Below are 26,306 nucleotides of genomic sequence, written 5' to 3' on the forward strand. Positions count from 1 at the left end.
ATTATGCCCCAAGCTATCGCGGTGCGGCGGTGGTTTCAATCATTACTGCGGCGAATATACGCTACGTATTACGATTGCGGCGGGCGGCGCAGCATTTCAAGATGTTTGATGCGCGCACGCACCTGTTCCGGGTTATGCTGCCCGACCCCTTCAAGCAGGGTTTCAAGCATCACCATACTGGCCGCCGAGCTATCCCATGTCGTGCCGGTTTCGATGCGCACCGGAAAGACATGCCGGGCGAATTGCGCAATTGGACTGAGCCACTGATCGGTAAATAGGATGATTTTGGCGTCCTGTTTTGCGGCGGCCTCGGCAAAGGCAATGACATCGGCCTGATAACGCCGGACGTCAAAGACCAGAAGCACATCGCGTTTGCCGATATCCAGAAGGTCTTCGGCCCATTTGGCACTTTGGCCCGAAACGCGCCTAACGTGGCTTCGCATGGTGCGCAGATGTTCATAGGCATATACCGCAAGGGCGGAGGTGAACCGCCCGCCAAGGATATAGACCGATCCCTTGCAGTCGCCGATCAGTTCGATGGCACTTTGCAGTTCGGCCGGATTGATATTGGCAAGGCTTGTGCGGATGTTGCTGATGGTGGCCTCAGTCATTTCATGAAGCAATTCCCCCATCGGATGACCGGAATGATTGCGCGAGCGGGGCAGGCTGCTTCGCGTTAAAGGCGATTGCAGGCGGGCTTCGAGTTCGCCGCGCAGACGCGCCTGCATGTCGGGATAGCTGTCAAAGCCGATCTTGCTGGCAAAACGCAGCACCGTTGGGGCAGAAACACCACACCGTTCGGCGAAGGTCGCCACCGTTTCAAGGCCGGCCATCGGATAGTTACCAAGCAGAGCCTGAGCGAGCTTGCGTTCCGATGCGGTCAGTGTATCGGCTTTTTGCGTGATCTGTTCGGCGACCGTTGGCTTTGTAGCCTGCTGCTTCACATTCAAAGGCGAGATTTCCCCGGTTATGCCATCCGCATGGAATGGCCAAACACCCGCAAAGTGCGCTTATGCATTGTTCGGGCGCGGTTTACCTTGTCTGACATACAAATACAATGATTGTAATGAATTTTACAATATTTGATATTCTTGTCATCAAAATTGAAATCATGTAACGTTCGTTACAGAGGGGATAAAACCCGCGCCGCAAAAAGCGGTGCAACAATTCAACGGCTTGGCAAAAGTCGGTCGCCCGGGAGGCGGTTCATCACACGGTACGGCCTTGCAAAAGGTAGTGCAGACAAGGGGATGCAATATGGGTTGTCAGGGCTGCGGATACTTCCATCCAGATTTGGTGTCGATGTTCGACCTGTCGGGTTTTTCCGGGCGGTAAGGCATTTCGGATCACCGTTCGTGTCCGCCGGATGCGAACGGTGAGGATCGTATTTGCAGATGACAGGCCAGCCGCTGTTGCGACCCATAGAACAGGGAGATGTTGGGGTGGCGTTAGATGCCTGAATTTATCAAGACCTACGTCAGATGGGTCGATTGCGTTAACCGGATCATCGGCCGGTTTGCGATGTATCTGATCTTTGCGATGCTTGCGGTGCTTTTATATTCGGCTGCGACCAAGCTTATGGAATTTCCGGCCCTTTGGACGCTGGAAACCGCGCAGTTCCTGATGGTCTCATATTTCCTACTGGGTGGGGGATATTCCATGCAGCTGGACTCGCACGTTCGGATGGATTTGCTGTATGGCGCATTGTCGCCGCGCAAACAGGCCGGGCTTGATGCGATCACCATCCTGTTTCTGATCTTTTATCTGGCGTTTCTGCTGTATGGCGGCGTTTCATCGACCGCCTATGCGTTCGAGTATGGTGAAACCAGTTATTCCGCGTGGTCGCCGCCGATGTCGCCGATCAAGGCGATCATGACCTTTGGCGTGTTCATGATGTTGCTGCAGGCGATTGCGACCTTTTTTAAGGATGTGGCAGCCGCCTGCGGGGAGAGCCTTTCATGAGTTATGAGATGATCGCTCTTCTGATGTTTTCCACGATGATGCTGATGCTTCTGACTGGGAAACGGGTTTTTGGTGCCATTGGTTTTGTTGCCGTTGTCTTCGCGCTTGGCATGTGGGGGGATGGCGGTTCTGAAATGGCGTTCAGTGCCGCGATGAAGCTGATGAAGTGGTATCCGCTTCTCACGCTGCCGTTGTTTGTTTATATGGGTTACATGCTTTCCGAATCCGGTCTGGCAGACGATCTTTACCGGATGTTCCATGTCTGGATGGGGCCGGTCCGCGGTGGCCTTGCCATCGGGACGATTGTTTTGATGGTGGCGGTCTCGGCCATGAACGGGCTGAGCGTTGCGGGCATGGCGATCGGAGCGAGTATCGCGCTGCCGGAACTTTTGCGACGCGGCTATGACAAGATTATGGTGACCGGGGTTATTCAGGCGGGCAGTTCGCTTGGCATCCTTGTGCCGCCAAGTGTGGTTCTGGTGCTGTATGGCATGATCGCGCGTCAGCCTGTCGGGCAGCTTTGGCTGGCGGGGGTATTTCCCGGGTTGCTGATGGCCGCGATGTTCATCGTTTATATCGCCATTCGCTGCTGGCTGCAGCCCGATATGGGCCCGGCACTGAGCAAGGAAGAGCGCGCGGAAATCACCTGGGGTGACAAGATCGGATTGCTGAAGGCGGGGATTGTTCCGCTGTTCATCTTTTTCTCGATGACCGGTCTGTTCCTGATGGGGATTACGTCGCTTGTGGAAAGTTCGGCGGTGGGGGCACTTGCCGCGACCATTGCCGCCTTTGCCAAGCGTCGCCTGACCCGTGGGGTCATGGAAGAAACCCTTCGCAAGACACTTTCGATCAGCTGCATGTTTATGTGGATCATTCTGGCGGCACTGGCATTTGGTGCGGTGTTTGACGGGCTGGGTGCGGTCAAGGCGATTGAAAGTTTCTTTGTCGATCAGCTTGGACTTGGTCCGTGGCAGATCCTGATCATGATGCAGATTTCCTTCATCCTGATGGGCATGTTCCTTGATGACACGGCGATGCTGGTGATCGTGGCGCCGCTTTATGTGCCGCTGGTCGGCGCACTTGGTTTCGATCTGGTCTGGTATGGCGTGCTTTATACCATCACCTGCCAGATCGCCTATATGACGCCGCCGTTCGGCTACAACCTGTTCCTGATGCGTGCCATGGCCCCGCCAGAGGTGACGTTAAAGGACATCTATAAATCCATCACACCGTTTGTGATCATCATGGCGATGGCGCTTGGCATTGTGATGGTGTTCCCGCAGATCGCGCTGTGGCTGCCGGAATGGCATTACGCCCGGTAACAATACGAATCCGATACCGGCGGGGTCGCAGAAGGCCCCGCCGTTCAAAACAAAATCAATTCAGGGGAGGTTTGAATTTCCAACAACAGGAGGCGCTGCCAGACCCGTTAGGCGGGCAGGGCAGTTAATGAATGCGTTAACGAACTTCATCGATCAGGGAGATGATACAATGACGACGAGACGCGACTTTATGAAAAAAGCCGGTGTTGCAACCGCAGCAGCGGGTACGACCGCCTTTGCCGCACCTTATGTCAAGGCGCAGAATGCCAAGATCACCTGGCGTTTGCAGACCTATGCCGGTCCGGCACTGGGCGAGCATGTTATCAAGCCAGCGATTGATGCCTTTAACAAGGTCGCCAACGGTGAAATGGAAATCGAACTTTATTACGCCGATCAGCTGGTTCCGACCGGCGAGCTGTTCCGTGCCATGCAGCGCGGTACCATTGATGCGGTTCAGTCCGATGATGACTCGATTGCGGCCCCGGTCGATATTTCGGTCTTTGGCGGCTATTTCCCGTTTGCGACCCGTTACAGCCTTGACGTTCCGGTCTTGTTTGAAGAATACGGCCTGAATGAAATCTGGGACGAGGCATATGGCGAAGTTGAAGGTGTCAAATGGCTTTCGGCCGGTTCATGGGACCCGTGCCATTTTGCAACCGTTGATCCGATCAACAGTCTGGAAGACCTTAAAGGCAAACGCGTCTTTACCTTCCCGACGGCGGGTAAATTCCTGTCGCGCTTTGGCGTTGTACCGGTCACCCTGCCGTGGGAAGATATCGAGGTTGCCGTTCAGACCGGCGAGCTTGACGGGATTGCATGGTCGGGCATCACCGAGGATTACACGGTCGGTTGGGCCGATGTGACCAACTACTTCCTGACCAACAACATTTCCGGTGCATGGTGTGGTTCTTTCTTTGCCAACGAAGAACGTTGGAACGAACTTCCGGAACATCTGAAAGTTCTGTTCAAGCTGTGCATGGACAGCTCGCACTATTATCGCCAGCATTGGTACTGGGGTGGTGAAGCCAAGCTTCGGACCCAGGGTACGAAGCTGAAGCTGACTTCGATCCCCGATGCGGAATGGGCGACGGTTGAAGCCGAAGCACATAAATTCTGGGACGAGATTGCACAGACCAGCCCGCGTTGCGCCAGAGTTGTGGACATCTTCAAACAGTATGCTGCCGTGATGGAAAAAGCGGGCAAGCCGTATCGTTACAGCTAAGCCACTCGGGAATGGTCACATTTGACCGGGCAGGGGGCGCAGGCGCATCATTTGTGTCTGTGTTCCTTGCATTCCCTAGGGTTTAGTTGATGTTCCAATTTGTAACAAATAATACAAATAAGCAAAATTTATGTTTATTTGTTGTATAGTGTAATTTATATTACGCAACAAGACGTCACAAGACGCGATGACCAAAAACGGGCAGGAACCGGTCAGTCCGATACAAAAACAAAGCCCAAATCACAGGAGGCCGCCGATGCAGGCGAAGGATGTCAAAACCGCCGATGACGCACGAAAACTGATTAAGGAACGAGACATCAAATTCGTCAAAATCGGTATTTTCGACGTCGACGGAATCATGCGCGGCAAATACATGCATCGCGAAAAATTCCTGTCGGCACTCGATTCCGGTTTTGCCTTTTGTGATGTGGTTCTGGGTTGGGATTCAAATGACCAGCTCTATGACAAATCCGAGTTTACAGGATGGCACACGGCATATCCGGATGCACCGGTGCGCGTGATCCCCGAAAGCTGCCGCGAATTGCCGATGGAAGACGATACCGTTCTGTTCCTTGGCGAGTTCGAGGGACGGGCGGAAACCGTGTGCCCGCGTGGCACATTGCGCCGTGTCCTCGATAAAGCCGATAAGATGGGATATGACGTTTCGGCCGCCTGCGAGTTCGAGTTTTTCCTTTTCGAGGAAGACCCGCATTCCGTGCGCGAGAAAAACTATCGCAATCTGAAGAACATCACACCGGGCTTTTACGGTTATTCAATGCTGCGCAATTCCGTGCATTCGGAATTCTATCATGACCTGCTTGAACTGGGTGAAAGCATGGATTTCCCGATTGAGGGACTTCATACCGAAACCGGTCCGGGTGTGCTGGAAGCCGCCCTGACCCATGATGAGGCGATGAAAGCCGCCGATAAGGCTGCACTTTTCAAGACTTTTACCAAGGTTTTGGCCCAGCGCGCGGGATGGATGGCGACATTCATGGCGAAATGGTCCCCCGATTGGCCGGGACAGTCGGGGCATATGCATGTTTCGCTTAAGGGCAAAGATGGCCGGGCGGCGTTTTATGATGCGAACAAGCCCCATAACATGTCCGATGAAATGCGTTGGTTCCTTGGCGGCCAGCAAAAATTGATGCCGGAACTGTTGTCTATGGTCGCATGTACGGTAAACAGTTATTCCCGTCTGGTTCCGGGTTTTTGGGCACCAACCACGGCGACATGGGGTGTTGAAAATCGTACCACAGCCCTTCGCGTTATTCCGGGAAGTGCCAAGTCACAACGTGTCGAATATCGGATTGCGGCGGCGGATATCAATCCTTATATCGCGCTTTCAGCGGCCATCGGTTCCGGGCTTTGGGGCATTGAAAACAAGATCGAGCCGGGTGACATGGTTGTGGGCAATGCCTATGCCCAGGAATTCCCCGACGATACGACACTGCCAGCAACGCTTTATGAAGCAGCCGGACGCCTGCGCAAATCCGAGGCGGCAAAATCATTGTTTGGCGAAGAATTCGTAACCCATTACGCCCAGTCGCGTGAATGGGAAGAACGCGAGTTCCGCAAGGCGATTACGGATTGGGAATTACAGCGTTACTTCGAAATTATTTGATCTGGCACGCGGGGCGGCGCATCGTCGCGCCCGCGTCAGATTGACCACCGTTACACAGCTTACGCGCCCTAACTCATTCTCCAATTGTGAGGCATTATGTCTGAGAGTTTACGCACCATCTCGCCGGTTGATGGATCTGTTTATGTCGAACGCCCGCTTGCCGGTGCGACCGAGATCAACAAGGCCCTTGATGTTGCCCGTGCGGCCCAAGCCGAATGGCGCCGCGTGCCCGTTGCCACCCGTCAGCAAATCTTGCGCAAGGCAGTTGCCGCCTTTGTCGCCAAGAAAGACGAAATTGCCGCCGAGATCAGCTGGCAGATGGGCCGCCCGATTTCACAGGCCGGTGGTGAAGTTGCCGGTTTCAAGGAACGTGCCGATTACATGATCGACATCGCGCCCGAGGCGCTTGGCGATTACAATCCGGGCGAAAAGGCCGGTTTTAACCGCTTTATCCGCCGCGAGGCATTGGGCGTTGTTGCGATTATCGCTCCGTGGAATTTTCCGTATCTGACAGCGGTTAACGGTGTTGTTCCGGCCCTTATGGCCGGCAATGCGGTGGTGTTGAAACATTCGCACCAGACCCCGCTTTGTGCCGAACGTTTCGCCGAGGCATTTGAAGCCGCCGGTTTGCCCAAGGGCCTGTTCCAGTATTTGCATCTTAGCCATGCGGATGCCGAAAAGCTGATGGGCGATATCCGGGTTGATTTCGTTAATTTCACCGGTTCGGTTCCGGGCGGTCATGCCGTGCAAAAGGCCGTGGGCAGCAAGTTTATTGCCACCGGTATGGAGCTTGGCGGCAAAGACCCGGCCTATATCCGGGCGGATGTTAATCTGGACCATGCCGTGGAAAACATCATTGACGGGGCGTTCTTTAACACCGGTCAGTCGTGTTGCGGGATTGAACGCATTTATGCCCATGAAAGCGTGTTTGACGCGTTTGCCGAAAAAACCGCCGATTTGGTATCGCAATACCGCCTTGGCAGCCCGATTGATACCAATACCAATCTTGGTCCGATGGTGCGGACATCATCGGCCGCCTTTGTGCGCGGACAGGTTGCGGATGCGATCCGTGACGGTGCCAAGGCATTGGTTGATCCGGCGAAATTTGCCGCCAATAAAGAAGGCACGCCATATCTGGCACCACAGGTTTTGATCAATGTCGATCATTCTATGCGCGTGATGACCGAGGAAAGCTTTGGCCCGGTTGTCGGCATCATGAAGGTGAAATCCGACGAGGAAGCCATCGCGTTGATGAATGACAGCGAATTCGGTTTGACGGCGTCAATCTGGACCGCAGATGAAGACGTCGCGCTTTCGATTGGTGACCGTCTTCAGACCGGGACGGTTTTCATGAACCGTGCAGATTACCTTGATCCGGCATTGGCTTGGACGGGTGTCAAGAATTCGGGACGTGGTTGCACGCTTTCGAAACTGGGATACGAATCTTTGACCCGGCCGAAAAGCTTTCACCTGCGGACCACGATTTAACGGCGCGTTTAACGCGCAAAGGATACAGAGATGACGAAAAAGATTGTTGGAAACTGGAACTTCCCGACGTCGGTGCGTTTTGGCCCGGGCCGTATTGCAGAATTGGCAGATGCCTGTAAGGCAACCGGCATGAAAAAGCCGCTGCTGATTACCGACGAAGGTCTTAAAGACCTGCCGATGGTGCGTGATGCCATTGCCGCCAACGAAGCCGCCGGTTTGCCGACCGGGCTGTTTGCCGGTGTTAAAGGCAACCCGACGGGTAAAAACGTCGAAGATGGTTTGGCGGTTTACCGTGCAGGCGGTCATGACGGTGTGATTGCCTTTGGCGGTGGGTCGGGACTTGACGCGGCCAAGGCGGTTGCCCTGATGGCCGGTCAGACCCGCCCGATGTGGGATTTCGAGGATGTCGGTGATTGGTGGACCCGTGCCGATCCGGAGGGTATTGCGCCCATCGTTGCCGTGCCGACGACGTCGGGCACCGGTTCCGAAGTTGGCCGTGCCAGTGTCATCACCAAAGAAGACACGCATGAAAAGAAAATCATCTTCCATCCGAAGATGTTGCCAGCAATCGTGATTTCCGACCCGGAACTGACCGTGGGCCTGCCAGCCCATGTGACGGCGGCAACCGGTGTTGACGCATTTGTGCATTGTTTCGAAGCCCATTGCGCGCCGGGTTATCACCCGATGGCCGAAGGTGTGGCGCTTGAAGGGATGCGGTTGATCGCCGATGCATTGCCGCGGGCCTATGACGATGGCAAAGATATCGAAGCCCGTGCCGACATGCTGGCGGCGGCATCAATGGGGGCAACTGCGTTCCAAAAAGGCTTGGGCGGTGTTCACGCGCTTGCCCATCCGATCGGGGCGATTTTTGATACCCATCACGGCCTGACCAACGCCATCCTTTTGCCCTATGTCATGCGGGCCAATCGTCGTGCGATTGAAGGCAATTGCGAAATCATCTGTCGTCTTTTGAACCTTGCCGCGCCGAGTTTTGACACTTTGTTTGAATGGGTTTTGGGGTTCCGAACCCGTCTTGGCATCGTCAATACGCTGGCGGAAATTGGTGTGGATGTGAACCGTGCCGATGAAGTTGCAACCAAGGCAAAGGCCGATCCGTCGGATGGGGGCAACCCGATTGATCTTTCGGTGGAGGAATATGCGGCAATCTTCCGCCGTGCCTGTGCGGGTGATCTTGGTTGATCCGAACCAACGATAATTAAAATAATAACGGGATCAAGGTGTTAGTATGGAAAACGTCAGAAAAATCCTGATTGTTGATGGTAATCGTCACGATGTGAACGCGCTTAACCGTTCATTGGGCGGGTCGCCATCGGGCGAAGGATATGAAGCGGCCCTGCGACGCCTTGATCCCGATCTTGATATTACCATTGTTCGGCCTGCGGATGACGGGCCGGATTGTTTGCCCAAGGGTGTCAAACTGACCGATTTTGATGGCATTGCCTGGACTGGATCAGCCCTTAATGCCTATATCGATGAAGATGCGGTTTTGAACCAGTTGCCGTTGGCCAAGGCGACGGTTGAAACCGGTTTGCCGGTATTTGGCAGTTGTTGGGGCATGCAGATTGTTGCCCGTGCCTTTGGCGGCGAGGTTCGTGCCGCGCCCAAAGGGCGTGAAATTGGTGTGGGCCGGATGATCCGCCTGAACCGGGCAGGGGTTTCCCATCCGATGTATCGCGGAAAATCGGCGTGTTTTTCCGCACTGACTGTTCATATGGACGAAGTTTGCGTGGCCCCCAAGGGGGCTGTGATCCTTGCCGGGAACGATCACAGCCATATTCAGGCATTTGCGATGGAAAATGACGGGATGAAATTCTGGGGCGTGCAATATCACCCGGAATATACCTTGGCCGAATTGGCCGCTATTTTCCGCCGGTATGGGCAGCGTCTTATTGATGCGGGGCTTTTTGCCGATCAGGACGCGCTTGAAACCATGTCGGCCAATTGGGTGACATTGCATCAGGACCCGGATCGCCGTGATCTGGCCTGGCAATACGGCATTGACGATGACGCATTGCGTTATGAACGCCGCCTGATTGAACTTGCCAATTGGTTGAAATATTCAGTCGGCACGAAAACGGTTTAAATCGTTTCCTTGGCGGCGGTTAAGGCCCGTTTCCGAACTGATTTCAGATCAAGGTTCCACACGGTCGTGCCCTGTGTTTCAGCCGTCAGGCTTGCCATGGCAAGGCCGGTGGCGATGGCATCATCAAATGCGGCACCCGGTTTTCTAAACGTTGACAGGAAGCCGGCATAAAACGCATCACCCGCACCGTTGACGTCAACAACCTTGGTTGGCAGGGGCCGCCAGAACGCCATTTCAGTGTCATCTGCGGATACAACGCCCATTGCGCCCAGCGTGATGACCATATGTTTGATACCATGTTGACGCAGGGCCATTACGGCCTTTGGTGCGTCGGAAATCTCGTTGATTTCAATGCCGGTCAAGACTTTGGTTTCGGCACGATTGGCAATCAGCAAATCAATCCTGCCCAGAACCGGTTTGAGGCGTGCAGCCTTGGACGGGGATACGGTGGCGGCACAGAATTTTGATGTTTGTTTTTGATCGGCCAGCCAGTCCAGCGTTTCCATCGGCAGATTGACATCGACCATCCACCAGGGCCAGCAGCGCAGATTGCCAAGTTGACCGGCCAGAAAATCGGGGGTCAGCCGGTCATAGACTTCGGCATCCATCAGGCCCAGCGCCAGTTCACCGGTTTCGTCAAGGATGGCGGTGTAACCCGCCGTATGGCCGCCCGGAATTTTGCGAATTTGGCGGGTATCAATACCCAGTTCGGACAGGGATTGAACGATTTGATCCCCATCGCCGTCATCGCCAACCGCAGAAAGGATCGCGACATTGCAGCCCAGAAGGCGCAAATGAACCGCGATATTGCGACTGACACCGCCCGGTTTGTGATGCAGGGTCCGCACAGGGTTTGACGCCGCAGGCACGAATGTTTCCGTGCATTGCAGGGTGCGGTCGAAATGGGCGGCACCGAGGCAAAGAATATTGGCCGATGGTTTGATCAAGGCGATGCTCTGTTTCTTATCTGTTGATTTTTGAGGACTGGCGCCAAGTCATAAGCCGCGGGGCCAATTGATGGCAAGCAAAACAAAAAAGGCGGCACAGTGATTAACGCTGTACCGCCCTTTGCTTAGCCGTCTGGAATGACGGGTTATTTCATCATGATGCGATCATGGGTCATTGGGCTTAGCGGTGAATTCATGCCGATATAATCGGCAACCGCCTGCTCAAGGTTCGGACCGAAATCATAGACATCGGTGGCCTTGTCACGGAACAGGGCATATCCATCGCCGCCATTGCGCATGAAGTCGTTCGATACCACGCCATAGGTTTTGCGGGCATCAATCGGCGCAAAACTGCCATTTTCATTGACCATTACGTTTGAAACGCGCGATCCGACCGGGGCATTCAGATCCAGATCGAATTTCAGGCCGGAAACCTGTGGGAACTGGCCTTTGCCCTCTGCCACCATCGACACACCATGTTCAAGCGATGCGACGACATCAGCACCCGAAAGCTTGAAGGTCGCCAAGGCATTTTGGAAGGGCAGTACCGTCAGGACTTCGCCCATGGTGACCGTACCTTCATCGATGCTGGCGCGGATACCGCCGCCGTTCTGGATGGCGATTTGGTAGCCTTCGCCAGCTTTCCACAGCATGGCATCGGCAATAAGCGACCCCATGGAACATTCCATCGCGCGGCAGGTTTCGCGCGATCCATCGGCCGGGGCGGTAAAGCTTCCGACTTCAAGGGTGCGAATTTTGTCAACTGCGCCACTGACCTTGGCGATTTTTGCCAGGACGTCTTCGGCCGGTTTGATGCTGGCATCAAGGGTGATCGGTTCCCCCGACCATGCCTTCGCGACACCATCATCGTCAAAGGTGACTTCTAGCGCGCCGAGATAGCGGCTATAGGCATAGGCCTGAACCACCAGAACCGGTTTGCCATCCGGGGCGGTTTCGACCACTGGATAGGGATAGTTGGCTTTTTCATTGGTGTTGGAAAACAGCTGATTGTCATGGCCGCCAACGATGACGTCGATGCCGGAAACGGTTTTGGCCAGTTCAAAATCTTTGTATGACCCGGAATGGCTCATGACGATGATCTTGTTGATGCCTTTAAGACGTAAGCGCGCCACCGAATAGCGCAGCGCCATTTCGGAATCCGTGACCGCAACATGATCGCCCGGGCTTGAAATGTCGGGGGTTTCTTCGGTGGTGATGCCGATCAGACCGATTTTTTCGCCGCCGACTTCAATGATGCTGTCGGGTTTGATGAAACCTTCAAGACCCGACCCGCCAAGCGGTTTGACATTGGCCGACAGGACCGGAATTTTGCTGGCCTTGATAAAGGCAGCAAGGACTTCGGGGCCATCATCAAATTCATGGTTCCCGATGGTCATGGCGTCATAACCGGCCATTGCCATCAGTTCGGCGGTCAGTTCGCCCTTGTAGGTCGAATAATAAAGCGACCCCTGAAACTGATCGCCGCCATCAAGAACCAAAATATTGCCGCCCATGGCGCGATTGTCGCGAATGGCGGTTGCCAGGCGGGCATAGCCGCCAAAACATTTGCCTGCGGCATCGTCTTCGGGCTCACAGGTATTGTTGTATTTGGTAACCGATTCAACGCGGTCGTGAACGTCATTGGTATGCAGGATGCGCAGATCATAATCCGCAAGTGCCGAACCGGCACTAAATGTCAGCATGGTACAGGCCGAAAGCAGCCCGGCAATCTTCCGTTTCATTTTGATCTCCCAAAAAGGTCACATCGTCGGGGTCCCACGACCCGGCGTGGCACGAAAAGTCAAATGCCTGAACACCTGTGATCCTAACATCAAAATTCTGATCGGGGTACGCCGTGTTGATGACCGGTGGGTTAAATTATCGCGACGCTGTGCCCGGATTTAAAAGCCGGAATGCGGGGCAATGCAGAATCGGAATCCACAGGTTTTCGGCGGGCATTGGCGCGATTACATAAAATACGTGAACCGGAAACATGAATTTCTTTTGGAAATAGTATTGGTTGATGATGAAATCCCGGCACCACCCCTGTGGCTAAAAACTAAGGGAAACCCCGCAGATAGACCCCAAATTGGCACGCCGGAGTAGAATGATTTTTGACCAAATGGACAGGATATGTGTGCGTCGCATAGGGTCTGCTATTTACAGAGCACTACATTTTGTAGTTACCATAGACATTCTGCAGCAGAGGTGCACGGATAGCGCCCCGATAGAAGGGACGACATGTGATGCTGCTGCATGGACAGTTTTTTCGATGAGGGAGTTCCGCCGGTTAAGGGCGCTGGCGGGATATAAAAGAGAATCAAGCAATAGAAGGGCATCGGAATGAAAAAGCTTCTGACCACCATGGTCGCGGCTGCTGCTTGCTATGCAGGGGTAGCTACCGCCGCCGAAATCAAGCCGGCCGTCGTTTATGACATGGGCGGGCGTTTTGACCGTTCGTTTAACCAGGGCGCATATAACGGTGCCGAGAAATACAAGGCCGACAAAGGGACCGAGTATCGCGATTTCGAAATCCAGAATGATTCGCAGCGCGAACAGGCGATGCGCAATTTTGCCCGCCGCGGCATGAGCCCGATTGTGGCGATTGGTTTCTCGCAGGCATCTGCCCTTGAAAAAGTTGCCAAGGAATTCCCGGAAACCAAGTTCACCATTATCGACATGGTTGTTGATTTGCCGAACGTTCAGTCCGTGGTCTTTAAAGAACACGAAGGATCGTTCCTGGTTGGTATTCTGGCCGCCATGGCGTCTGAAACCGGCAAGGTTGGTTTCATCGGTGGCATGGACATTCCGCTGATCCGTAAATTTGCCTGTGGTTACGTACAGGGCGTTAAATACGCCAATCCGAATGCGGAAATCTTTCAGAATATGACCGGCACCACGGGTGCGGCCTGGAACGATCCGGTAAAAGGCGGCGAACTTGCCAAATCGCAGTTCGATCGTGGTGCGGATGTTGTTTATCACGCGGCGGGCGGTACCGGCGTTGGCGTTCTTCAGGCAGCGGCTGATGCTGGCAAGTTGGGCATTGGTGTTGACTCTAACCAGAATGCCCTGCATCCGGGATCGGTTCTGACTTCGATGCTTAAACGTGTTGACGTTGCTGTCTATGAAGCATTCGAAGATGCGGCTAATGACACCTGGAAACCGGGTGTTAGTGTTCTTGGTCTGGCCGAAGGCGGTGTTGACTGGGCACGCGACGAGAACAACGACAAACTCATCACCGATGACATGAAAGCCGCTGTTGCAAAGGCAACCGAAGAAATTACTTCGGGGTCGCTTGCAGTGCATGACTATATGAGCGACAGCGCCTGCCCAATGTAAGGCAGCAAAGAAAAACCGGGGATTTGTAGTGTCGGATACGATACATCAAATGCACGGCGCCGGGGAAACCGGTGCCGTGCAACCCGCTATTGAACTGCGTGGCATAGACAAGCGGTTCGGAGCGGTACACGCCAATAAATCAATCGATCTTAGGGTTGAAAAAGGCACGATTCACGGCATCGTTGGCGAAAACGGTGCAGGGAAATCGACCTTGATGAGCATTCTGTACGGATTTTATCAGGCCGATGGCGGCACGATCCATGTTGATGGCAAGCTTTGTGTCATCAAGGGATCTGAAGATGCCATTGCGGTTGGCATCGGCATGGTCCATCAGCATTTCATGCTGGTTGAGCCCTTTACGGTTCTTGAAAACGTTATTCTGGGTGTCGAGGGGGGGGCGATCCTGCGCGAGGGCGTTGACAAAGCCCGCGAGGAGCTTAAGCGTCTGGAGCGTGAATATGCGCTTGACGTTAATCCCGATGCCATTGTGGGTGATCTGTCTGTTGGCTTGCAGCAGCGCGTTGAAATTTTGAAGGCCCTTTATCGGGGGGCCGAAATTCTAATTCTGGACGAGCCGACCGGGGTTCTGACCCCGCAGGAAGCCGATCATCTGTTCCGCATTCTGGAAACCCTGAAACAGCAGGGCAAAACGGTTGTTCTGATCACGCATAAACTGCGCGAAATCATGGCGGCAACGGACAATGTTTCCGTGATGCGCCAGGGTGAAATGGTGGCCCATCGCAAAACGGCCGAAACCAGCCCCGAAGAACTTTCCGAACTGATGGTCGGCCGCAAGGTGCTTTTGCGCCTTGAAAAGGGTGAGGCCGCACCGGCGGCAACGGTTCTTGAGGTTGATAATCTGTGTGTTGAAACATCGCAGGGGGTGCGCAAGGTCAAGAATGCCAGCTTTACGGTGCGTGCTGGCGAGATCGTCGGCATTGCCGGGGTTTCCGGCAACGGGCAAAGCGAACTTCTTGAAGCGCTTGGCGGGATACGTACGGTAACCGAAGGCCTGGTCCTTTTAAACGGGCAGGATGTGACGCCCGGTCGTGGTGTGGATGCCGCCGAACTGCGTAAGCGCGGTGTCGCCCATGTGCCTGAGGATCGCCATCGCATGGCAATGGTGACGTCATTTTCGGCCAAGGAGGCCGCTATCCTCGGTTACGAGGATGACGCGACCTATCAGAATGGGCTTTTCCTGAACTGGCATGCAATTTCCGATGCTACCGAACATATGATGTCGGAATTCGACGTAAGGCCAAATGATCCTGATCTGAAAGCGGCCAATTTTTCCGGTGGCAACCAGCAGAAGCTGGTTCTGGCGCGTGAAATCATGCGCGATCCAGAGCTTCTTCTGGTCGGACAGCCGACGCGCGGTGTCGATATCGGTGCCATCGAATTCATTCACAAACGTATTGTTGCGATGCGTGATGCTGGCAAGGCCGTTTTGCTGGTATCCGTCGAACTGGACGAAATCATGTCTCTTGCCGACCGCATACTGGTGATGTGTGATGGTGCCATCATCGGTGAAGTTTCTGCTGCTGATGCCAATGAACGGGTGCTTGGCCTGATGATGGCCGGAGTTGATCCCCATGAAGCCAAAGCTGCGGAGGGGCAGGCATGAGTGACAGTGTTCAACTGCCGCGCTGGATTGATGTCGGCGCGTTGCCGCTGCTTAATCTTTTGCTGGCACTCGTTGTTTCGGGGCTTGTTGTTCTGGCGATTGGTGAAAGCCCGACGCAAGTCGTTGAAATCCTGCTTTATGGCGCGTTTGGCTATGAAGAGGCGTGGGGCTATACGCTTTATTACACCACCAACTTCATCTTTACCGGTCTGGCCTTTGCCGTGGCATTCCATTGCGGTCTGTTCAATATCGGTGCCGAGGGGCAGGCCTATGTCGGTGGCCTTGGTGTTATTCTGGCGGCCCTTTACCTTGATTTCCTGCCATTCCCGATCATGCTGATCGTTGCCATTCTGGCCGCAGCAGTTTTCGGTGCGGCGTGGGCTTATATCCCGGCCTATTTACAGGCACGTCGCGGGTCGCATGTCGTGATTACCACGATCATGTTCAATTTCATTGCGTCGTCGCTGATGGTTTATCTGCTGGTCAATGTTCTGCGCCCGCAGGGATCAATGACCCCGGAAAGCGAACAGATTGCCGAACATCTGCGTTTACCGTTCATTCATGATATCGCGGCCACCTTTGGTATCGAAATGGCCAGCAGTCCGCTGAACCTTTCGTTTGTGTATGCGCTTGTTTGCAGTGTTCTGGTCTGGCTGTTCATCTGGCATACCAGATGGGGGTATGCGATCCGCACGGTTGGTGCCAATGCGGTTGCCGCGACCTATGCCGGGATCGAGCCAGGACGTTACATCATCATGGCGATGATGATTTCAGGCGCGCTTTCGGCCTTCATGGCGCTTAACGAAGTGATGGGGGTCCAGCACCGGTTGCTGATTGATTTCACGGCCGGGTACGGCTTTGTCGGGATCGCGGTTGCCCTGATGGGGCGCAATCACCCGTTTGGTATTTTTCTGGCGGCATTGCTGTTTGGGATGCTGTATCAGGGCGGGGCGGAGCTCAGCTTTGAAATCCCGACGATTTCGAACGATATGGTCGTGGTTATTCAGGGGCTTGTTATCCTGTTTACCGGTGCGATGGAGCATATGTTCCGTCCGCGCGTGACCCGGATTTATACAGCGTGGCATTTGCGCCGCCGTGCGCAGGAGGCCGCATAATGGATAATTTTGAACTGGTTATCCTGCTTCTGGATGCGACGCTTCGGACATCGACCCCGCTTATTCTTGCCGCACTGGCCGGGATGTTTTCAGAACGGTCCGGCACGATCAACCTTGCACTTGAAGGCATGATGCTGGGCGGGGCGTTTTCGGCGGCGGCTGTTGCCTACTATGTCGGAAATCCCTGGGCCGGGTTGCTGGCGGCAATCGCAACGACGATCTGCCTTTCGCTTCTGCATGGTTTTGCCTGCATCACGCATAAGGGCAATCAGGTCGTATCGGGCATGGCGATCAATATCCTGATGTCGGGCCTGACGGCACTTGTCGGGATTGCCCTGTTTGCGCAGGGCGGTAAGACTCCGTCGCTTGACCATGCTTCCCGGTTCCAGCCGATTACCTTGCCCGGCGCGGATGCCGTTGCCGATGTCCCGGTTCTGGGATCGATTTATTCAGAATTGCTGAGCGGTCATAACATTCTTGTCTATGTCGCATTTCTGGCAGTACCAGCCGCGTGGTGGGTGATGTATCGCACCCGTTTCGGTTTGCGTCTGCGTGCGGTTGGCGAAAATCCGGGGGCGGTTGACACCGCCGGTATTGGCGTGGTCGCCATGCGGTATCGTGCGGTGATTTGCAGTGGCGTTCTTGTCGGTATGTCGGGTGCGTATCTGTCGACCGCGCAGGGGGCGTCGTTCCTGCAGGATATGACGGCGGGCAAGGGTTATATTGCGCTGGCGGCGATGGTATTTGGTAAATGGCGGCCTTTCCCGGCACTGTTTGCGTGCCTGCTGTTTGGTTTCCTTGATGCCGCGGCAACCCGCATGCAGGGTGTTATCCTGCCGGGGATTGGCGAGGTGCCGGTGCAACTGGTGCAGGCATTGCCCTATGTTTTGACGGTAGTCCTGCTGGCGGGCTTTATTGGCCGCGCCACGCCGCCAAAATCGCTTGGTCGTCCGTATGTGAAGGAACGCTGATCGCGTCGCGGTCAGCTTCCCTATCCGGTATATCTGGCAAACGAGGCTGTGATGAATTCCAAACAGGTCTTTTTCATCATTGCCGTTCTGGCTGTTTCGCTGCCTGCCACGGTTTGTGCCGTGCAGGCCGCCGAAATTACGCCGACAGTTGTTTATTCGACCGGTCAGCGTGGAACGACCACGATCGTGGGGCCGAACTGGCAGCCACACAGATCGGTCTTGGAGCGGATGTTGTTTTGCAGCTGGTCGGTGGCACGGGAATTGGCATTTTGCAGATAACAGCGGATGCCGGAAAGCTTGGGATTGTATCGGATGCAAACCAGAACGGACTGCATTCGGAATTGGTTCTGACATCGATGGTTAAGCATGTCGATGTCGCCGTTTTCGAGGTATTCGCGGCGGCGCGAGATGGGGACTGGAAACCGGGTATTCTAAGTCTTGGCCTTGCCGAAGACGGGGTTGACTGGACGTTAGACGATTAACAGGGACCTGATCATGCCTGCGATGAAGGATGCGGCCGATGCGGCGCGCAACGACATCATCAACGCCAGGTTACGGTTCACGACTATATGCAGAATGGAACCTGCCCGCGATAAGCGGCAGGAAAAACAGGATAAGACATATGACATCGCAAACTGTAATCAACGCCCCCCGCGATTTGATTGATGCGGCACTTGCCGCGCGTGACAGGGCATATGCGCCCTATTCGAAATTCCACGTCGGCGCAGCCCTTCGGACGGAGCGCGGGCAGATCATTGCCGGATGCAATGTTGAAAACGCGGCCTATCCCGAAGGTGTTTGTGCCGAGGCCGGGGCGATTTCGGCGATGGTTCTGTCGGGTGAAACCAAGTTTGACGAAATCGTCGTTGTGGGGCTGGGGGATGTTGCCTGTACGCCATGTGGCGGGTGTCGCCAGAAAATCCGGGAATTCACTGGATCGGATGCGACGATCTATATCATCAATGATGCAGGCAAAACGCTTTTGACCCTGACACGTGAAGAACTTATTCCCCATTCCTTCGGGCCGGAGAATTTGAAATGAGCAACGTCAAAGCCGCATTGGAAATCATTGCCGCCAAGGCACCGGGCTTTAAGGCCGAGGTCGCACTTGTTCTTGGCAGTGGGCTGGGGGGCGTTGTTGACGCCGTCAGTGATGCAATCAAAATTTCCTATACCGACCTGCCGGGCTTTCCCAAGCCGACGGTAGTGGGCCATGGCGGACAACTGGTTCTGGGCCGTATCGGGGGCGTTTCCGTTGCCGTCATGCAGGGCCGGGCGCATTATTATGAACATGGCCGTTCGGATTTGATGAGCGAGCCGCTTGAGACATTGCGAGAATTGGGTGCAGACCGGCTTATCCTGACCAATGCGGCGGGCTCTCTAATCTCCGAGGCATCACCGGGGAACCTGATGCTGATTACGGATCATATCAGCCTGTTCGGGCCCAATCCGTTAATCGGATATCATGGTGATGACCGGTTTGTCGGTATGGATGTGCCGTATGATCCGGAAATCGGATCGGGGTTGAAAAATACTGCGGCCGAGCTTGGTATTGACCTGTTTGAAGGCACTTATTGCTGGTGCACCGGGCCGAGCTTTGAAACGCCGGCCGAAATTCGTGCACTTAAGGTTTTGGGGGCAGATGCGGTCGGGATGTCGACTGTGCCGGAAAACATTCTTGCCCGGCGTCTGGGATTCCGGGTGGCGGCAGTCTCAAACATCACCAATCTGGCCGCGGGCATGAGCCCGACCGCTCTTAGTCATGAACAGACACTTGAAATGGCGAAAGAAGGATCTGCCAATTTGATCAAGATCCTGCTGCGTTATTTTTCAAGTGATGCATGAAGATTTTTTGATCGGGTTTGGAAACGTAATTCAATAATAAGCGCGCAGGAGAAAGCATATGCTGCCGCAGGAAATCATTCGCCGTAAACGTGAAGACGAAGTACTGACAGACGCCGAAATCGCCTTTTTCGTAAAGGGCATTGCCGATGAAAGCATCAGCGAGGGGCAGGTTGCCGCCCTTGCCATGGCCGTTTTCTTTAACGGCATGACCATGGATGAACGTGCGGCCCTTACGCGCAATATGCGTGATTCCGGGACCGTTCTTGATTGGAAGGCGCTTGGCCTTGAGGGCCCGGTCGTTGACAAGCATTCCACCGGTGGGGTTGGCGACAAGGTCAGTCTGATGCTGGGGCCGATTGTTGGTGCGTGCGGCGCATTTGTTCCGATGATTTCGGGACGGGGCCTTGGTCATACGGGTGGGACGCTGGACAAATTTGATTCCATTCCGGGTTATCGCACCGCGCCGACCCTGGATGAATTTGCCAAGGTCACACGTGAAGTCGGTTGTGCCATCATCGGACAGACCGCCGATCTTGCCCCTGCGGACAAGCGTTTTTATGGCATCCGCGATGTTACCGCGACGGTCGAAAGCATTCCGTTGATCACCGCATCAATCCTGTCGAAAAAGCTGGCAGCGGGTCTGGATGCGCTGGTTATGGATGTCAAATTCGGATCGGGCGCCTTCATGAATGAATATGATCGCGCGCGCGAACTGGCCGAAAGCATCACCGAAGTCGCAACCCGCAATGGCGTGCCGACGACAGCGCTTCTGACCGATATGGAGCAGGTTCTGGGCGATACGGTTGGCAATGCACTTGAAATGCACGAAGCGGTTGATTTCCTGACTGGCAAGCATCAGGAACAGCGGGTTTATGATGTTACGATGGCGCTGGCAGCGGAAATGCTGTTATTGACCGGTGTTGCAACCGATGTTGCCGATGGTTTGCAGAAAGCAAGCGACGCCCTGACATCGGGCAGGGCTGCCGAGGTGTTTGGTAAAATGGTGTCGGCCCTTGGCGGCCCGGCTGATTTTATCGAAAACACGTCGGCCCATCTTGAAGCAGCACCAATGATCAAGCCCGTCAGCGCGGCAAAGACCGGGCGCGTTGTATCGATGGATGCGCGCAAGGTCGGTCTGGCGCTGGTTGCGTTGAAAGGTGGCCGGACGCGTGCCGATCAGAAGATCGACTTTGCTGTCGGCTTTACCGATTTCATCAAGGTCGGACAGGCGGTTTCAGCCGAAATGCCGCTTTGTAACGCTCATGTCCGTGATCAGGCACAGCTTGACGAAGCGACTACCCTTTTGCGCGAGGCAATCGTCATTGGCGATGGCGAGGTCGCCAGAACCGGTTCGGCAGCAGCAGTTCGCGAACGGATTGTTGCCCGTACCAAAGGGTGATTAATCGGGCGCGCAAAAATGCAGAAGGCCGGGCAGGATGATTGCCCGGCCTCTTTGTTCGGTCTGTGTGGCTAGTTTCGTGTGCTTTCCATGATCATGGTAGCTGCCTTTTCCGCGATCATGATGGTCGGTGAATTGGTATTGCCCGATGTAATGGTGGGCATGATTGAGGCATCGGCAATCCGAAGCCCGTCAAGCCCGCGCAGGCGCAATTGCGGGTCAACTACCGATGCCGGGTCCGCACCCATGCGACATGTGCCAACAGGGTGGAAAATTGTCGTGCCGATATTGCCCGCGGCTTTGACCAGATCATCCTCGGTCTCGTATGACGGGCCGGGTTTGAATTCTTCGGGCCGGTACGGGGCAAGGGCGGGCTGATTGGCAATTTTGCGGGTCAAACGGATTGAATCAACCGCGACCTTTTTATCGGCATCCGCACTGAGGTAATTTGGTGCGATGGCCGGTTGGTCGCGAAAATCGGGTGATTTCAGGTGGATGCTGCCGCGACTTTGCGGGCGCAGATTGCAGACACTTGCCGTAAAGGCCGGAAAGGGATGGACAGGATCACCGAACTTTTCAAGCGATAGTGGCTGCACATGATATTGCAGGTTTGCCGTTTCAAATGATGCGTCCGATTTGGTGAAGATGCCAAGCTGGCTTGGGGCCATCGACATCGGCCCTGATTGATTAAACAGGTATTCCAGAGCGATCCCGGCCTTTCCGACAAGGCTGCTGGCCTGTTCGTTCAAGGTCCGAATGCCAGAGACCTTGAAGGCGCAGCGCAATTGAAGGTGATCCTGAAGGTTTTCACCGACCTGTGCGCTTTCATGGATAGTCTGGATGCCATGTTTTTGCAAAACATCGCCGCGACCAATACCCGACAATTCCAGAATATGGGGCGATCCGACGGCACCGGCCGACAGAACGATTTCACGACGTGCCGTGACGGTTTCAATCTGGCCACTGCGGTCATATTCAACGCCCGTGACGCGACCGTTTTCAATGATCAGGCGACGAACTTGCGCGTGCGTGCGCAGTTCGAGGTTTTTGCGCGACAGGGCAGGCTTCAGAAATGCCTTCGAGGTATTCCAGCGAATGCCGCGTTTCTGGTTGACGGCGAAATAGCCCGACCCCTCGTTATTGCCGCGGTTGAAGTCGGCGACCTTGGGGATGCCTGCCTGTTCGGCGGCATCCTGAAAGGCATCAAGGATTTCCCAGCGCACGCGCGCCTGTTCAACCCGCCATTCGCCGCCTGACCCGTGCATATCATCTGAGCCGAGATAGTAATCTTCGGATTTTCTGAAATGCGGCAAGACGTCATCCCAGCCCCAACCGTTACATCCCGATTGCCGCCAGTGATCATAATCGGCAGCCTGACCACGCATATAGATCATGCCGTTGATCGACGAACATCCGCCCAGAACCTTGCCGCGCGGATATCCCAGTGATCGGCCATTCAGGCCGTTCTCGGCCTCGGTTTTGAAGCACCAGTCGACATTCGAATTGCCAATGCAATAAAGGTAACCCACGGGAATATGAATCCATGGATTGGTATCCTTGCCGCCGGCCTCTAGCAGAAGAATGCTGGCATCGCCCATTTCCGAGAGGCGATTGGCCAATGTGCATCCGGCAGAACCGGCGCCAATGATAATGTAATCGAAGCTATCCAATGATCGAACTCCGTTGCGTGACGCGGGGATCATTCCGGACAGGGTAAGGTCGTGTGATCATGTTTTCTATCCTCCCAGTGGTATCGTTGTTTCGGCAGCACAATTGGCTGCATTTGATTTTGGCTGTAACGCTATCATTGATTGCCGGGATCGGAAATATAATCGATGGCGGGATGCGTTCCGCGATACGGAAAACTCCGAAAGTAATTGAAAATTGGAATAATTATATAAAAATCAAACTGTTGCGAAGAGATTGTGATGTCGTAAGTTGATGGCATATCACAGCGTTTCACAGCACATATGCTGCCTTATGGCCGGAGCATCCGATGATCCGATTTCCTCTGATTGACAGGCTTCCGATCTCGTCGACGGGTGCCAACCCGGCATCGCCCCGCCGACCCGGAGCATTACGGCGGCAGGCCGGGCTTTGGGGCGGGATGATCCTGTTTGTTGCCATGGTGCTGATGGAGCCACCAAGTGGCATGAGTTCGATTGCCTGGTACTCGGCATCCCTTGCCGCCTTGATGGCCGTTTGGTGGTTGTCGGAAGCGATCCCGATAGCGGCAACAGCACTGGTGCCGGTCGCCCTGGCGCCGGTATTTGGTTTGGCATCGGTTGCACAGGTAACGCCGCACTATGCCAATCCCCTGATATTCATGTTTTTGGGGGGATTCATCATTGCGATCGCCATGGAGCGCTGGAACCTGCATCGACGCATTGCGCTGATGATCCTGAAAACGGTAGGGTTTAGGCCGCGTGCTCTTGTCGGGGGCTTCATAACCGCCACGGCATTCCTTTCGATGTGGGTCAGTAATACCGCAACCGCGACGATGATGTTGCCGATTGCGCTTTCGATTGTGAATTTGCTTCGAGACAATGAAACGGAACCGTCCAGAGGCATTGAGGACGACGATGAAAGTGTGACGGAAAAGCTTGCTCCGCTGACGCGCAATTTTGCGCTGGCCCTTCTATTCGGGATTGCCTTTGGTGCAAGCATCGGCGGGATCGGGACCCTGATCGGGACGCCGCCGAATGCGTTGCTTGCCGGTTATCTTGCCAGTAACTTTGATGTCAGCATAGGGTTCGGGCAATGGATGATGCTGGGGGTTCCGTTTGCTGCGGTCCTTTTGCTATTCTGCTGGTGGATACTGACATCTGTTGTCTATCCGCAGGCGGATGATCTTCCGGAAAATGCACGACATGCTTTGGCGCGTGATATTGCCGCACTGGGACCGATGTCACGCGGGGAGAAGTCGGTTGCCATCGTCTTTGTGGCGACGGCCTGCCTGTGGCTTTTCCGACCGCTGATCGAGGTGGCTTTGCCCGATGTCCCGATCAGCGATGCATCGATTGCGATGTTTGCTGCGATTGCCTTGTTTGCGATCCCGGTCAAGGCACGTGAAAATCTTTATGTGCTGGATTGGAAGGCGACATTGCGGTTGCCTTGGGGCGTTTTGCTTTTGGTGGGCGGCGGACTGGCGTTAGGGGCGTTGATCAATGACAGCGGCCTTGCGGCCTGGATTGCCGGAAATGCCGGTGCTTTACCAGACCTGCCGGTGTTCGTGCAGATCGGTCTGATTGCCTTGATGGTGATCCTGATCAGCCATCTGACATCCAATACGGCGACGGCTGCAACCTTTTTGCCTCTGGTGGCAACTTATGCGTTGGGCGAGGGCATCGACCCGCTATTGCTTGCCGTGCCGGTGGCGATTGCCGCAAGCTGTGCCTTCATGTTGCCGGTGGCAACGCCCCCGAATGCTATTGTTTTTGCCAGCGGCTATCTGAAAATTGGCGATATGGTTCGCGCCGGTGCGGTTGTGAACCTTGCCGGGCTTGCTCTGCTGGTGGTGTTTTCCATGATTCTGGTGCCCATTCTGTTTAAATAACAACTTCTTTGTGCGCAGGGCTTGCATTGCCGTTCATTAGAAAGCATTTTGATCGGTAACGAAAATTAACAATCAAAGACGAAAATTCAGGGCGGAAGGAAACAATATGGGCAAGCTTGATCGGCGGCGTCGCGAAATTCTTGAACTGGTCGCGGCGAACAGTTTCATGACGATTGACACATTGGCCGATCATTTTTCCGTTACCCCCCAGACCATTCGACGTGATATCAACGAGATGGCCGAAGAAGGGCTTGTTGCGCGTTATCATGGCGGGGCGGCCAGCCTTTCGACCACGGAAAACACGGCATATACTGATCGGCAGGTTCTTAACCTTGGCAGCAAGCGCGAGATTGCCAAGCTGGTAGCGCAGCATATCCCCGAAGGGGCGTCGATATTCATCAATATCGGCACCACGAATGAAGAGGTTGCGCGCGCGTTATCGTCACACAAGAGCCTGAAAATCATCACCAATAACCTGCATGTCGCCCAGATTTGTGCCGCCAATCCGGGCTTTGAGGTGATTATTGCCGGTGGCGTTGTTCGTCAGCGTGACTTTGGCGTGATTGGTGAGGCGACCATCGATTTTATCAACCAGTTCAAGGTCGATTACGCGATTGTCGGGATTTCCGGCGTTGACGAAGATGGTAGTCTGATGGATTTCGACTATCGCGAAGTCCGGGTGGCGCGTGCGATCATTTCCAATGCCCGCCAGACGTTCCTGTGTACCGATGCATCGAAATTCGGGCGGCGCGCGATGGTGCGGTTGGGGCATCTTTCGGAAATTGACGCCCTGTTTACCGACCGTCATCCCGGCCCGGTTTGGGCCGATGTCATCCGTGAAGCGGATTTGTCGGTTTATACCGTGAATTGACCGGCAACAACGATTTGCGATCAGGCAACCATATGGTCGCCGCGCTTGCCCATCCGCATGGTGATCGGACCTTGGGACGAACCATTGAGCATCTGGGTCAGATGTTCGTTATGGGCGTCATCAATATCGTTTGTCCGACCCGACCAGTACACTTTTCCCGCGTGCATCATCACAAGGTTAGCGTAACGCGTGCGGGCGATCTGCATGTCATTGGTGATGGTAATGACGGTGGTACCGCGCTGGGTCGCGATCTTGCTGATCATCAGTTCGATATGGTTCGACAGAACCGGATCAAGACCCGCGGTCGGATTATCAAGCAGCAGAATTTCCGGATCGGTTGAAATGGCACGCGCAATGCCAACGCGCTTTTGCATGCCGCCGGAAAGATCACCCGGGGAAAGAAAGGCACTGTCTTCGGACAGTCCGACATGACCAAGCAGATTGATTGCGTGGTCTTTTGCGGCCTTGCGCGTCAGTGTTCCGCGCTCGATCTGGCGAAAACAGATATTTTCCCAAACCTTCATGCTGTCAAACAGGGCGTTTTGCTGAAACAGCATGCCAATCCGTTCGGCCCAATGTTTTCGCGCAGGCGAACTGACCTGGCTGACATCGTCACCGCCCAGCATGATCTTACCGCTGTCGGCTCCGTGAAGACCGACGATACATTTCAAAAGCACGCTTTTACCAGCCGCCGATGGGCCTATGATCGCCATGGTTTCACCCTTGCCGAGCGACAGGCTGACATCATCAAGCGCGGTATTCGGACCGAACTTTTTGGTCAGTGACTGAACCGTGATGAAGCCCGATGTTGACGCAGCGGTAGCAGGTGTGGAAGGCGTGGTCATGAAGATGTTTATCCATTGCTGTTTGCCCGCCGATCTTCGGCATTTGACGGGCAGGGGGCAAGCCCGAAATTT

The 26,306-nt window shown here is 54.7% G+C and carries 23 protein-coding genes; 18 read left to right on the forward strand and 5 right to left on the reverse strand.

Annotated features, from left to right (window positions below):
* Window positions 1-68: 68 nt before the first annotated feature.
* A complete protein-coding gene (locus TH3_RS09165; protein WP_037987587.1) occupies window positions 69-944 on the reverse strand; it encodes a MurR/RpiR family transcriptional regulator in 876 nt (291 codons plus the stop codon).
* Between the two features lie 508 nt (window positions 945-1,452).
* Here TH3_RS09165 and TH3_RS09170 point away from each other — a divergent pair.
* The 7 genes from TH3_RS09170 to TH3_RS09200 all read left to right on the forward strand — a co-directional run bounded on the left by TH3_RS09170 (window position 1,453) and on the right by TH3_RS09200 (window position 9,722).
* A complete protein-coding gene (locus TH3_RS09170; protein WP_007089882.1) occupies window positions 1,453-1,962 on the forward strand; it encodes a TRAP transporter small permease subunit in 510 nt (169 codons plus the stop codon).
* The gene (locus tag TH3_RS09175; RefSeq protein ID WP_007089881.1) at window positions 1,959-3,284 is read left to right on the forward strand and encodes a TRAP transporter large permease; all 1,326 of its coding nucleotides are present in this window, start codon (window positions 1,959-1,961) and stop codon (window positions 3,282-3,284) included. The genes TH3_RS09170 and TH3_RS09175 overlap by 4 nt, the downstream gene beginning before the upstream one ends.
* Window positions 3,285-3,453: 169 nt before the next feature.
* Window positions 3,454-4,506, forward strand: a complete 1,053-nt coding sequence (locus TH3_RS09180) for a TRAP transporter substrate-binding protein (protein ID WP_007089880.1) — start codon at window positions 3,454-3,456, stop codon at window positions 4,504-4,506.
* A 256-nt stretch (window positions 4,507-4,762) separates the two neighbouring features.
* Entirely contained in the window at window positions 4,763-6,130 is a 1,368-nt protein-coding gene (locus TH3_RS09185) for a glutamine synthetase family protein (RefSeq protein ID WP_007089879.1), read from the forward strand.
* A gap of 96 nt (window positions 6,131-6,226) precedes the next feature.
* A complete protein-coding gene (locus TH3_RS09190; RefSeq protein WP_007089878.1) occupies window positions 6,227-7,618 on the forward strand; it encodes an aldehyde dehydrogenase family protein in 1,392 nt (463 codons plus the stop codon).
* Between the two features lie 30 nt (window positions 7,619-7,648).
* Window positions 7,649-8,818, forward strand: coding sequence for an iron-containing alcohol dehydrogenase (locus TH3_RS09195; RefSeq protein WP_007089877.1), 1,170 nt, complete (start codon window positions 7,649-7,651; stop codon window positions 8,816-8,818).
* Between the two features lie 46 nt (window positions 8,819-8,864).
* The gene (locus TH3_RS09200) at window positions 8,865-9,722 is read left to right on the forward strand and encodes a type 1 glutamine amidotransferase (RefSeq protein WP_007089876.1); all 858 of its coding nucleotides are present in this window, start codon (window positions 8,865-8,867) and stop codon (window positions 9,720-9,722) included.
* Here the strand turns inward: TH3_RS09200 and TH3_RS09205 are convergent.
* Window positions 9,719-10,669, reverse strand: coding sequence for a carbohydrate kinase family protein (locus tag TH3_RS09205; RefSeq protein WP_007089875.1), 951 nt, complete (start codon window positions 10,667-10,669; stop codon window positions 9,719-9,721). The two genes, TH3_RS09200 and TH3_RS09205, sit on opposite strands and share 4 nt — an antisense overlap.
* Window positions 10,670-10,815: 146 nt before the next feature.
* On the reverse strand, window positions 10,816-12,411 hold the full coding sequence (locus TH3_RS09210) for a bifunctional metallophosphatase/5'-nucleotidase (protein ID WP_007089874.1): 1,596 nt from the start codon (window positions 12,409-12,411) through the stop codon (window positions 10,816-10,818).
* A 601-nt stretch (window positions 12,412-13,012) separates the two neighbouring features.
* On the opposite strand from TH3_RS09210, the gene TH3_RS09225 reads away from it, so the two are divergent.
* From TH3_RS09225 to deoA, 9 genes are all read left to right on the forward strand, one after another.
* Window positions 13,013-14,008: a BMP family lipoprotein gene (locus TH3_RS09225; protein WP_007089872.1), complete on the forward strand. Its 996-nt coding sequence runs from the start codon at window positions 13,013-13,015 to the stop codon at window positions 14,006-14,008.
* A gap of 49 nt (window positions 14,009-14,057) precedes the next feature.
* Window positions 14,058-15,632, forward strand: a complete 1,575-nt coding sequence (locus TH3_RS09230; protein ID WP_007089871.1) for an ABC transporter ATP-binding protein — start codon at window positions 14,058-14,060, stop codon at window positions 15,630-15,632.
* Window positions 15,629-16,747, forward strand: a complete 1,119-nt coding sequence (locus tag TH3_RS09235; protein WP_007089870.1) for an ABC transporter permease — start codon at window positions 15,629-15,631, stop codon at window positions 16,745-16,747. Before TH3_RS09230 ends, TH3_RS09235 begins: the two co-directional genes overlap by 4 nt.
* A complete protein-coding gene (locus TH3_RS09240; RefSeq protein ID WP_007089869.1) occupies window positions 16,747-17,718 on the forward strand; it encodes an ABC transporter permease in 972 nt (323 codons plus the stop codon). Before TH3_RS09235 ends, TH3_RS09240 begins: the two co-directional genes overlap by 1 nt.
* A gap of 51 nt (window positions 17,719-17,769) precedes the next feature.
* Complete coding sequence (locus TH3_RS23310) at window positions 17,770-17,997, forward strand: hypothetical protein (RefSeq protein WP_007089868.1); 228 nt, start codon at window positions 17,770-17,772, stop codon at window positions 17,995-17,997.
* Window positions 17,931-18,200 carry a BMP family ABC transporter substrate-binding protein gene (locus TH3_RS23315; protein ID WP_233421883.1) on the forward strand — a complete coding sequence of 90 codons (270 nt, stop codon included), beginning with the start codon at window positions 17,931-17,933 and terminating at the stop codon, window positions 18,198-18,200. The genes TH3_RS23310 and TH3_RS23315 overlap by 67 nt, the downstream gene beginning before the upstream one ends.
* Window positions 18,201-18,340: 140 nt before the next feature.
* Window positions 18,341-18,760 (forward strand): cytidine deaminase, encoded by a 420-nt coding sequence (gene cdd, locus TH3_RS09250; protein WP_007089866.1) that lies wholly within the window; start codon window positions 18,341-18,343, stop codon window positions 18,758-18,760.
* A complete protein-coding gene (locus TH3_RS09255) occupies window positions 18,757-19,563 on the forward strand; it encodes a purine-nucleoside phosphorylase (protein ID WP_007089865.1) in 807 nt (268 codons plus the stop codon). The genes cdd and TH3_RS09255 overlap by 4 nt, the downstream gene beginning before the upstream one ends.
* 58 nt (window positions 19,564-19,621) lie before the next feature.
* Window positions 19,622-20,962 carry a thymidine phosphorylase gene (gene deoA / locus TH3_RS09260; RefSeq protein WP_007089864.1) on the forward strand — a complete coding sequence of 447 codons (1,341 nt, stop codon included), beginning with the start codon at window positions 19,622-19,624 and terminating at the stop codon, window positions 20,960-20,962.
* A gap of 71 nt (window positions 20,963-21,033) precedes the next feature.
* Here the strand turns inward: deoA and TH3_RS09265 are convergent, their stop codons facing one another.
* Window positions 21,034-22,665 (reverse strand): GMC family oxidoreductase, encoded by a 1,632-nt coding sequence (locus tag TH3_RS09265; RefSeq protein WP_052268363.1) that lies wholly within the window; start codon window positions 22,663-22,665, stop codon window positions 21,034-21,036.
* 293 nt (window positions 22,666-22,958) lie between these two features.
* Between TH3_RS09265 and TH3_RS09270 the strand changes: the two genes are divergently transcribed.
* Together TH3_RS09270 and TH3_RS09275 are read left to right on the forward strand one after the other, a co-directional pair.
* Window positions 22,959-24,518, forward strand: a complete 1,560-nt coding sequence (locus TH3_RS09270; RefSeq protein ID WP_007089862.1) for an SLC13 family permease — start codon at window positions 22,959-22,961, stop codon at window positions 24,516-24,518.
* A gap of 106 nt (window positions 24,519-24,624) precedes the next feature.
* On the forward strand, window positions 24,625-25,389 hold the full coding sequence (locus TH3_RS09275) for a DeoR/GlpR family DNA-binding transcription regulator (protein WP_007089861.1): 765 nt from the start codon (window positions 24,625-24,627) through the stop codon (window positions 25,387-25,389).
* 20 nt (window positions 25,390-25,409) lie between these two features.
* Here TH3_RS09275 and TH3_RS09280 read toward each other — a convergent pair whose 3' ends face one another.
* A complete protein-coding gene (locus TH3_RS09280; protein WP_076519539.1) occupies window positions 25,410-26,234 on the reverse strand; it encodes an ABC transporter ATP-binding protein in 825 nt (274 codons plus the stop codon).
* Between the last annotated feature and the right edge of the window lie 72 nt (window positions 26,235-26,306).

Source organism: Thalassospira xiamenensis M-5 = DSM 17429 (genome assembly GCF_000300235.2).
Classification (GTDB): domain Bacteria; phylum Pseudomonadota; class Alphaproteobacteria; order Rhodospirillales; family Thalassospiraceae; genus Thalassospira; species Thalassospira xiamenensis.